This window comes from Micromonospora sp. 15K316, from assembly GCF_004348525.1.
Taxonomy (GTDB): Bacteria; Actinomycetota; Actinomycetes; order Mycobacteriales; family Micromonosporaceae; genus Micromonospora.
Genome location: NZ_SMKG01000267.1, coordinates 1 through 7,358, shown reverse-complemented (window position 1 = coordinate 7,358; position 7,358 = coordinate 1). Strand labels below are relative to the sequence as shown.

General features: G+C 68.3%; 10 protein-coding genes. 6 read left to right on the top strand and 4 right to left on the bottom strand.

Annotation, left to right across the window (positions count from 1 at the left end; all coding sequences use genetic code 11):
• Positions 1 to 209: 209 nt before the first annotated feature.
• The 5 genes from E1211_RS32785 to E1211_RS28970 are packed head-to-tail and all read left to right on the top strand — an operon-like array spanning position 210 to position 3,208.
• The gene (locus E1211_RS32785) at positions 210 to 1,247 is read left to right on the top strand and encodes a hypothetical protein (protein ID WP_165947365.1); all 1,038 of its coding nucleotides are present in this window, start codon (positions 210 to 212) and stop codon (positions 1,245 to 1,247) included.
• A gap of 15 nt (positions 1,248 to 1,262) precedes the next feature.
• Positions 1,263 to 1,595 carry a hypothetical protein gene (locus tag E1211_RS28985; RefSeq protein ID WP_132352902.1) on the top strand — a complete coding sequence of 111 codons (333 nt, stop codon included), beginning with the start codon at positions 1,263 to 1,265 and terminating at the stop codon, positions 1,593 to 1,595.
• 10 nt (positions 1,596 to 1,605) lie between these two features.
• Positions 1,606 to 2,436 (top strand): hypothetical protein, encoded by an 831-nt coding sequence (locus tag E1211_RS28980; protein ID WP_132352900.1) that lies wholly within the window; start codon positions 1,606 to 1,608, stop codon positions 2,434 to 2,436.
• Positions 2,437 to 2,440: 4 nt separating this feature from the next.
• The gene (locus E1211_RS28975) at positions 2,441 to 2,773 is read left to right on the top strand and encodes a hypothetical protein (RefSeq protein WP_132352898.1); all 333 of its coding nucleotides are present in this window, start codon (positions 2,441 to 2,443) and stop codon (positions 2,771 to 2,773) included.
• A gap of 57 nt (positions 2,774 to 2,830) precedes the next feature.
• Positions 2,831 to 3,208, top strand: a complete 378-nt coding sequence (locus E1211_RS28970) for a hypothetical protein (protein ID WP_132352896.1) — start codon at positions 2,831 to 2,833, stop codon at positions 3,206 to 3,208.
• Between the two features lie 72 nt (positions 3,209 to 3,280).
• Here E1211_RS28970 and E1211_RS28965 read toward each other — a convergent pair whose 3' ends face one another.
• The 4 genes from E1211_RS28965 to E1211_RS28945 all read right to left on the bottom strand — a co-directional run bounded on the left by E1211_RS28965 (position 3,281) and on the right by E1211_RS28945 (position 6,667).
• Positions 3,281 to 4,081 (bottom strand): phosphotransferase, encoded by an 801-nt coding sequence (locus tag E1211_RS28965; protein WP_132352894.1) that lies wholly within the window; start codon positions 4,079 to 4,081, stop codon positions 3,281 to 3,283.
• 14 nt (positions 4,082 to 4,095) lie between these two features.
• A complete protein-coding gene (locus E1211_RS28960; RefSeq protein ID WP_132352892.1) occupies positions 4,096 to 4,587 on the bottom strand; it encodes a hypothetical protein in 492 nt (163 codons plus the stop codon).
• A 115-nt stretch (positions 4,588 to 4,702) separates the two neighbouring features.
• Positions 4,703 to 4,927 carry a hypothetical protein gene (locus E1211_RS28955; protein ID WP_132352890.1) on the bottom strand — a complete coding sequence of 75 codons (225 nt, stop codon included), beginning with the start codon at positions 4,925 to 4,927 and terminating at the stop codon, positions 4,703 to 4,705.
• 501 nt (positions 4,928 to 5,428) lie between these two features.
• Positions 5,429 to 6,667 (bottom strand): helix-turn-helix domain-containing protein, encoded by a 1,239-nt coding sequence (locus E1211_RS28945; RefSeq protein WP_132352886.1) that lies wholly within the window; start codon positions 6,665 to 6,667, stop codon positions 5,429 to 5,431.
• Positions 6,668 to 6,931: 264 nt separating this feature from the next.
• Between E1211_RS28945 and E1211_RS28940 the strand changes: the two genes are divergently transcribed.
• A complete protein-coding gene (locus E1211_RS28940) occupies positions 6,932 to 7,294 on the top strand; it encodes a hypothetical protein (protein ID WP_132352884.1) in 363 nt (120 codons plus the stop codon).
• The last annotated feature ends 64 nt before the right edge of the window (positions 7,295 to 7,358 follow it).

The window sequence follows — 7,358 nt, the reverse complement described above, 5'->3', positions numbered from 1 at the left end:
GTGGGGGGCTGGTGCGGGTGGGGCGTTTTCCATCAACCAGTCTCAGCAGAACGGAACCCGCGGTGGCGGCGGGATCGTGATCGTGGAGTTGTACGGCTGATCTCTTCCGCTCTGAATATGCTTGTGGTGCTGCTGGTTGTGGGCCGGGCCGACCTCCGACGACGGAGTTGCTGATGGCCCGATGCGGATGCGGTGCCCGCTGCTCGTGCGTGGTGGTGGCCGGCGAGAACGTGACGGTGGAGGGGAATGGTTCCTCCGCCAGCCCTTACGTGATCAGCGCGGACGGTGGCATCGATTGCGCTCAGGTGCGTCCGTGTCTGTCTGCCGGGGATGGCATCGAATACGACCCGACGACTGGTGTGATCAGCAGCGACGGTAGCGTCGATTGCGCTCAGGTGCGTCCGTGTCTGTCGGCTGGTGACGGTATCGACTACGACCCGACGACCGGGGTTATCAGCGCGGACCTGTCCAGCGAGCCTGGGAACAACATCACGATCGGCCCTGATGGGGGGCTTCTGGTTCCGTCTACCGGCGGAACGACCGTGGCGGTCGCGTCGAGTTCATGTATCACTCTCACCGGCGACGGGTCGGCTGGGTCGCCGCTGCTGGCGCAACCGCGGCTTGATCCGGATCCGGCGAACACGTTGACGTGCGGGCCGAACGGTCTGCTTGCCGCTGGTGGTGGTAGCGGCACTGTGGACACGGCGTGTGGGCTTGCCGGTGACGGCAGCAGCGGCGACCCGCTTCGTGTTGCTGTGGGCACGTGGGGTTATCCGTGTGATGTGTCGCAGGCCGGTCGGGTGTACTGCGACGACTCTGGGGTGTTGCGGTCCGAGCCGCGGGGGCGGGTGTTGTACGCGGCGGCGTTCGACAATCAGACCATCGCGTCGTCGTTGGTGCCGGCCACGCAGACTGTTGCCTTGTCTCGCAGCCTGAACATCATCAACCCGGATCAGTGTCGGGAGGGTTTAGCGCTCGTCAACATTGATGTTGATATCGACTTCACGTTACCGGCCGGGTCTTCTGCCGCGTATGGCTTCAACACTGACGAGATGCTTCACATCTTCAACACGGGCAGTTCCACGATGGTGAACACGCACGTGCAGACATCGAAGACGTTGCGTGTGACTGTGCCTGCCGCGTCGACATTGACGGAGGTGTTGGACGTCGAGTTGAACCGTGGTGTGGGTGGCGCCCGGTTCACACGTGTCCAGTGGTCGATCCGTTCGTTCCTGTTCGTTCTGTGACACCGGAGGCTGACGATGCCCTTCAACGACCATGATGAAGAGTTGCCGCCGGGTGAGGCGCAGGAGCAGGAGGTGGTCCGCTACTACGTGTATCCGGATGGCTCGTACTCGATGCTGACGCTGGTTGGTGGGGCTGGGGTGGTGCCGCCGGATGCCACGGAGATCACGCAGGCCGAGTATGAGGCTGGTGTGGCTGCGGTGAACGCGGCGAATGAGGCGTTAGCGGAGCAGCAGTTGGCTGATGATCGGGCTCTTGCGGAAGCCGATTTCGAGGCGCTGGTGGCGGCGGGGATTCCGGAGGCGACCGCGCGGCGGTTGTCGGGGTTCTCGGACGACGAAACTTCGTAGTGGGGTTACGTTGACTCGGGCACCCGCGAATCTTCTGGCGGTACGCAGTCTGCTGCTGTCCCACTTGAACGTCGACAAGATCCGGGTCCGTGATGTGGACCTGGAGCCGGCGGAGGTCGGCGTGGTGGGCGACCCCGCCCACCGGGGTGGCTACCACTGCGGCTCGGACCGGGTGGTCAACAACGACTACTCCGTCGTCGAGTCGCCACGCGACCGCAACGGGCTGACCCTGGACGCGGCCGCCCTCGACGTGGGCCAGTTCCGGGTGACGTCCGGGGGCCGTACCCACGACCTGCGCAGCTTCTCCACCTGGTGTGTCGGCCAGTGCACCGCGGGCGCCGCGGACACGCGCGACATTCGGGAAATCATCTACAGCCCGGACGGCCGGGTCGTCCGCCGCTGGGACCGGCTCGGCCGGCGCAGCAGCGGCGACGACTCACACCTCTGGCACACGCACTTCAGCTTCTTCCGCGACTCGATCAAGGCGGGCCGCGACCAGACACCGCTGTTCCGGCGGTACCTGACCAGCACCGGCCTACTGGAGGACGACATGCCCAGCGCCAAGGAGATCGTGGACGAGCTGCTCGCTCGTGAGGTGCCGTCGGGCACCATCGGCACGTACACCGTCGCTGACCTGCTCAAGGGCGGCCGGATGGCGACCCGGGACATCAACCGGGCGCGCGCGGAGATCGCCGCCGCCTTCGGTCGTGACGTCGCCGACGAGCAGGCCATCGTCGCCGGTGTCCTCGCCGGGCTCACCCCGGAGCGGATCGCCGCCGCGATCCCGCCGACGATGGCCCAGCAGGTCGCCGAAGAGCTGGCGCGCAGGCTGGAGGGATAGTCGTGTGGAACAGCTTTTGTATGTGGCCGGCGCGGTCACCGCGGTCGGCGGCGCTCTGTTACTCGTTTTCCGGGCGGTGGATTGGATGATCCGCACCGTACGGAAACTGTCTCGCCTCGCCGATGACTTGCTCGGTGAGGACCCTCGGCCTGGTTTGCCGGGCGGTCGTCCCGGGTTGATGGATCGGATGGCGACGCTCGAACAGTCACAGACGGATGTCCTGGACCGGCTGGATGCGTTGGAGGAACTCCGCACGAACGGCGGCGGGTCGATCAAGGACACGGTGAACCGGATCGCGGAGGCGACTGGCGCGCGTCGTCCGCATGCAGCGCCGTAGCCCATCCCGGGTTGCGTGACTTCACTTCCCCTACCCCTCACCTTTTTGGAGTTGACGATGGACTCGGTGATTTTGCCGGAGCTGCCCACCTACCTGTTCGCCCCGAACGTCGCTGGCGTCCTGTCGCTGGCGTTGACGGTGCTGCTGCCGATCGCCGCGGCGATGGTCATGCGGCCCGACTGGTCGGCCGGCGCGAAGGGGGTCGTGTTGCTGGTTCTCGCCGCGGTGAAGGCGTTCGCGGAGGCGTGGCTGGTGGCGGTCGACGCCGACGTGGCGTTCAACGCGACGACCGCCGCTTACGCGGTGACGGTGAACTTCGGGATCGCGGTGGCCATGCACTTCGGGCTATTGCGGGACACCCGATTGCAGCAGGCCGCGTTGCGCGGCGGCCTCGTGCGCGGCGACGCTGCCGGTGGGGACGTCCGGGCGGGCTGAAGGTCCGGACTCCCCCGCAACGCCGCAGCCCCACCCCCCGAGTCGGAGGGTGGGGCTGCGGCATGTGGTGGGTCAGCTGCTGTACTGCATATCCCTGACGGTCGCCGTCCGGTAGGCCGCCCACGCGGCAGTCCAGGCCGCGAGGTCGTGCACCCACCCCTGGTCGCTCTGCCGCGCCTTCGCCGCCCACTTCGCCGCGTTGGTGAACGCGAAGTGGGCGAGGACGTCGCGGTCGCCGCCGGCCCAGGCAGGGAACTGGGCCAGCCATTCCTCAGCCTGTTCGGGGGTGTGGCCGCTGCCGATCAACCACTGGGCGAGCAATGCCAGCTCGACCCACGGGGCCGCTTTCGTCGCCCACGCCCAGTCGACGATCCGCAGACCATCCGGGGTCACGATCAGGTTGGCCGGGTTGAGGTCGGTGTGTACGAGCGAGGTGCCATCCATCGCCGGATGATCGAACCCAACCCGGCCACCTGGGGTGAACCATGTTCCGGCCGGCGCCGGGGTCTCCTGAAGTCCCTTCAGTGTCACGGCCAGCAGTCCGAGATCCGGGCTCCCCGGGGATAGGTCGAGGTGGGGGCCGTCAAGGTGCTCGACCCCCACCACCAGCCAGCCATCGACCTCGAAATGCCACCGAACTGCGGGCGGGTACCAGGCGACGGCCTTCGTCGCGGCCAGCTCGTAGCGCAGTGTGCGGACCGCCAGGTCTGCCGAAGCCGCCTTGACGAACACCTTCCCGGTCGAGCCGGTGATGGTCGAGGCGATCTCCGCGTGGTTGCCACTCGGAGCCGGGCTTACCTCGTTGATGCCGCCGACTCGTCTGGCGATCTCCGCTGTGACGGTCTCGGGCAGGACGTCCCACTCACTGCGCATGGCTCACCTCCGTGTCAGTTGCCGCCGCCGGGCTGTGGCGGGTTCGGCGGGCAGCAGGACTCGGCCTCGCCGTCCCAGAATGCCATGTCGACCCGGTAGCCGGTCGTGTGCAGCGCCGCGAGCGTGAAGGTGACGGCGGTGCCGTCCATCATCCCCTCGGTGAGGATGGGGATGTGGTGGACGAAGCCTCCGGCGATCTGCTCGCAGGCGGCGGCGTAGGGCACCGTGTGCTGCAACACCGAGTGCCACACCGCGTCCACCGGGAGGGTCGGCACGACACGGCCGATCGACCCGTCCGGCAATGGCATCCCGAAGTTCGGGTTGTCGACGTTGTCGGCGTGTGCCTTCAGGAACACGAGGAACTGCTCGACGGCCTGTTCGGCGTAGCTTCGGGTGACGTGCCGGTCGGCGGCGAAGTAGTCGACCAGCTTCCCGAACGTCTCGGGGTCGACCAGGGTGCGGGGGTCTGCGGCGGTCCCGGCCGCCGTGTCCGCGGAGATGGTCATGACTCCTCCTTCGTGGGGGTGCGGTCGGAGAGGCGGTCTCCGTGCCGTCGTGCACCCGGCCGTGCGGCTGGCTTCGTTGGCAGCACGCCGGCCGGGGGTCTGGAGGATCGGGTTGTCACCGAGTCCATGCCACGAACCGCTGGTACAGGTCTTCTGGGTTGGGTCCGGGCATCTCGGCGACGGCCGCGAAAAGCAGCGCGCCCATGTACATGCCCAGGCCGATCCGGTCGGGCCCGTACGTCTCGCCGAGCTTGACGCGGGCGGGTGGGCACGGCCACGGCTGACGGCAGGACGGGCAATCCCAGTTCGGTCGCTCGGGATGGTGGCCGATGTCGCCCATACGTGCTTCGAGGGCTTCAACTGCGCGGGCACCCCACCCAGGTCGGGCCGTCATCGGTCGCTGCGGGAGTTGACGCCGGCCGCCCGGTACATCTGCCCGGGGGTCATCAGCGGGGACAGGTTGGGGATCAGCGTCGGCCTGTCCCACGACGGGCGGTCGGCTGCGGCTTCCCGAGACAGGTACGCGCCGCCGCGGTGCGGGTACACGGTTGCGGGGCCGACCTGGTAGGTCCGGCCGTTCCTGCGACGTCGCCTGAATCGCCACACCGTCGAGATCCCTCCGTCTGCCCTGTCGGCGAGGCGACGGCGGTGCTCGCACCTAGTGTCGGGTCACAGATTGGGCACCGCCGCCGCCAGGGTTTGACCGGGGCATGCCGTCGACGGGGGACGACGGCGTGTGACCAAACCCATACGCCAGGTTTCAGGGACGGGCGGCGATCTTCCAGGTGCGACCTGCACCACTATCCAACGACGTCAGTCAAACTAGTACGCCACGTACCAGTCAGATCGGGTAGCTCACCAACGACGCGAGGTCGGCCAGCTCCGCGCTCATCGCCCGCCGCCGCTGCTCGGAAATCTGCCTCACGATGTCCCGGGCGTACCGCTGGTGCCGCAGCCAGGCCGGCGCTAGGTCACGTAGCTCGATCAGCACGCCGGTGGCCTCGCCGTACTGTCGCTGAGCGGCATGCGCCCACGCGACGTCCAGGCGGTGTCGCTGCCAACTGGAGCCGACGGGCGTCGGGCCAGGCGGCACGGCCGCGGCCAGGTCGAGTGCCCGACCCGCGTCGCCTGCCACCGCGGCGTTCTCTACCCGCTGCATCTGCACCCGGCCGGCGTTGAACCCGCCGACCATCATCAGATGCTCACCGCCGGGGTCGCGCTCCCCTATCCGGACCGCTGCTGCGGCAGCGGCGTCGACCGCCTCAGCCGCCGCGTCCGGTTGGTTGTCCCGGGCGTACGAGGCCGCGGCACCCAAGAGTAGCCAGCCCCACGCGGCCAGCTCGGCTGGTGCTGCCCGGCTGAACCGGGGCTCAACCTGGTCCGCGGTGGACACCGCCAGCTCTGCCGCCTCGGCGATGCGACCCTGGCGCATCAGCAGCCAGCACATGCCCTGGATGACCGTCGCTGCCACGACCTGGTCGCCGGAGCGGCGTGCGGCTTGGAGGGCGTCCGCGAAAGCGGTCTGCGCCAGGTCACCGGCGCGCATCTGGATCAGCAGGTTGCCGGTGAGGTGCAGCGTGCGGGCGAGCAGCACATTGGCTGCGGGTTCGTCGTCGTCGGTGGCCAGGTCGACCGCGGCACGTACGTCGAGCAGTAACGACGGCAGTTCCGCGAGCGCTGAGGCGTAGTCGTTGGCCTGGTATGCCCGGTCGGTGGCGCGTAGTCGGGCGCGGAGCGCGTCGGGCGGGGGCGGGTCGCTGGCGGGAATGGTCAGCGCGGCGCCGGTGAGGCCGCGTACTGGTGCGACTGCTCGGCGGATTTCGGCCAGGGACAGCGGCCGGTGGTCCGGTTCGGCGTGGGCGGCGGCCTCGGCTGTGTTGCCGAGCAGTGCGGTGGTGGGCACGCGGAGCGCGCGTGCGAGGGCGTGGAGGGTCTCCAGGCGGGCTGACTTCCGTGCCCCCTGTTCCAACTTGCGGATGACCTCGACGCTGATGCCGGACTGTTCGGCGAGCTGTTCTTGGGTGAGGCCGGTTTGCCGGCGGAGGCGGGCGAGGTGTTCGCCGGTGGTGGGCTGGTTCATGACTGTCTCCCAGGTAGCGGTCTGGGGCGGCGGCCCGCCGACCGCTACATCGGCGGGACCACCATTTCCGACGGTACTCGCCGTCGTGGATGTTGGGCGGGATGCTCGGCGGGATGCAGCTGGGTGTGCTGGCCCTCCCGCGTAGTTCGCTGGTGTCGGGGGCGGCGGGGGCCTCCGAAAAACTTGGTAGTCGTTGTGGAGACAGTGGCCCCCTCTCGCCTTATAGTAGTCGTAACAGCTACCGAGTTATCTGTGGAGGACATCATGGCTCGCAACCCCTACACCACCGCGATCATCAACAACCTCGGCATCGACGCGGCCAACCTCCGCAACCTCGCCGAGACCCACGGCTTCGACAGCCCCATCGGCCAGTGCGCCGACATGATCCAGAGCACCATCTGGGAGATGCAGTCCGCCGAGCGCGCCGCCAACGACGCCGTCAACAAGATCCGCGAGGCCGCCGAGCAGCAGGCCGGCAACCTCACCGGCACCGCCGGCACCTACGACGCCTCCTGGCTCACCACCTACGCCCAGCGTGCCAACGAGGCCAACCAGAAGATCACCGCCGGCATCGAGCGGCTCACCACCTTCAAGCGGCTCCTCGACGTCCTGCTCACCAACGCCTGACCCCACCCACACGTCGGCCCCCGGGAAAACACCCCGGGGGCCGACGTGTGGGTGGGGTCAGGCG

Bases quoted from the DNA above. Each gene is read 5' to 3' on its own strand.
- E1211_RS28985 (WP_132352902.1), top strand. From the start codon at position 1,263: ATGCCCTTCAACGACCATGATGAAGAGTTGCCGCCGGGTGAGGCGCAG.
- E1211_RS28970 (WP_132352896.1), top strand. From the start codon at position 2,831: ATGGACTCGGTGATTTTGCCGGAGCTGCCCACCTACCTGTTCGCCCCG.
- E1211_RS28965 (WP_132352894.1), bottom strand. From the start codon at position 4,081: ATGCGCAGTGAGTGGGACGTCCTGCCCGAGACCGTCACAGCGGAGATC.
- E1211_RS28960 (WP_132352892.1), bottom strand. From the start codon at position 4,587: ATGACCATCTCCGCGGACACGGCGGCCGGGACCGCCGCAGACCCCCGC.
- E1211_RS28955 (WP_132352890.1), bottom strand. From the start codon at position 4,927: ATGGGCGACATCGGCCACCATCCCGAGCGACCGAACTGGGATTGCCCG.
- E1211_RS28945 (WP_132352886.1), bottom strand. From the start codon at position 6,667: ATGAACCAGCCCACCACCGGCGAACACCTCGCCCGCCTCCGCCGGCAA.
- E1211_RS28940 (WP_132352884.1), top strand. From the start codon at position 6,932: ATGGCTCGCAACCCCTACACCACCGCGATCATCAACAACCTCGGCATC.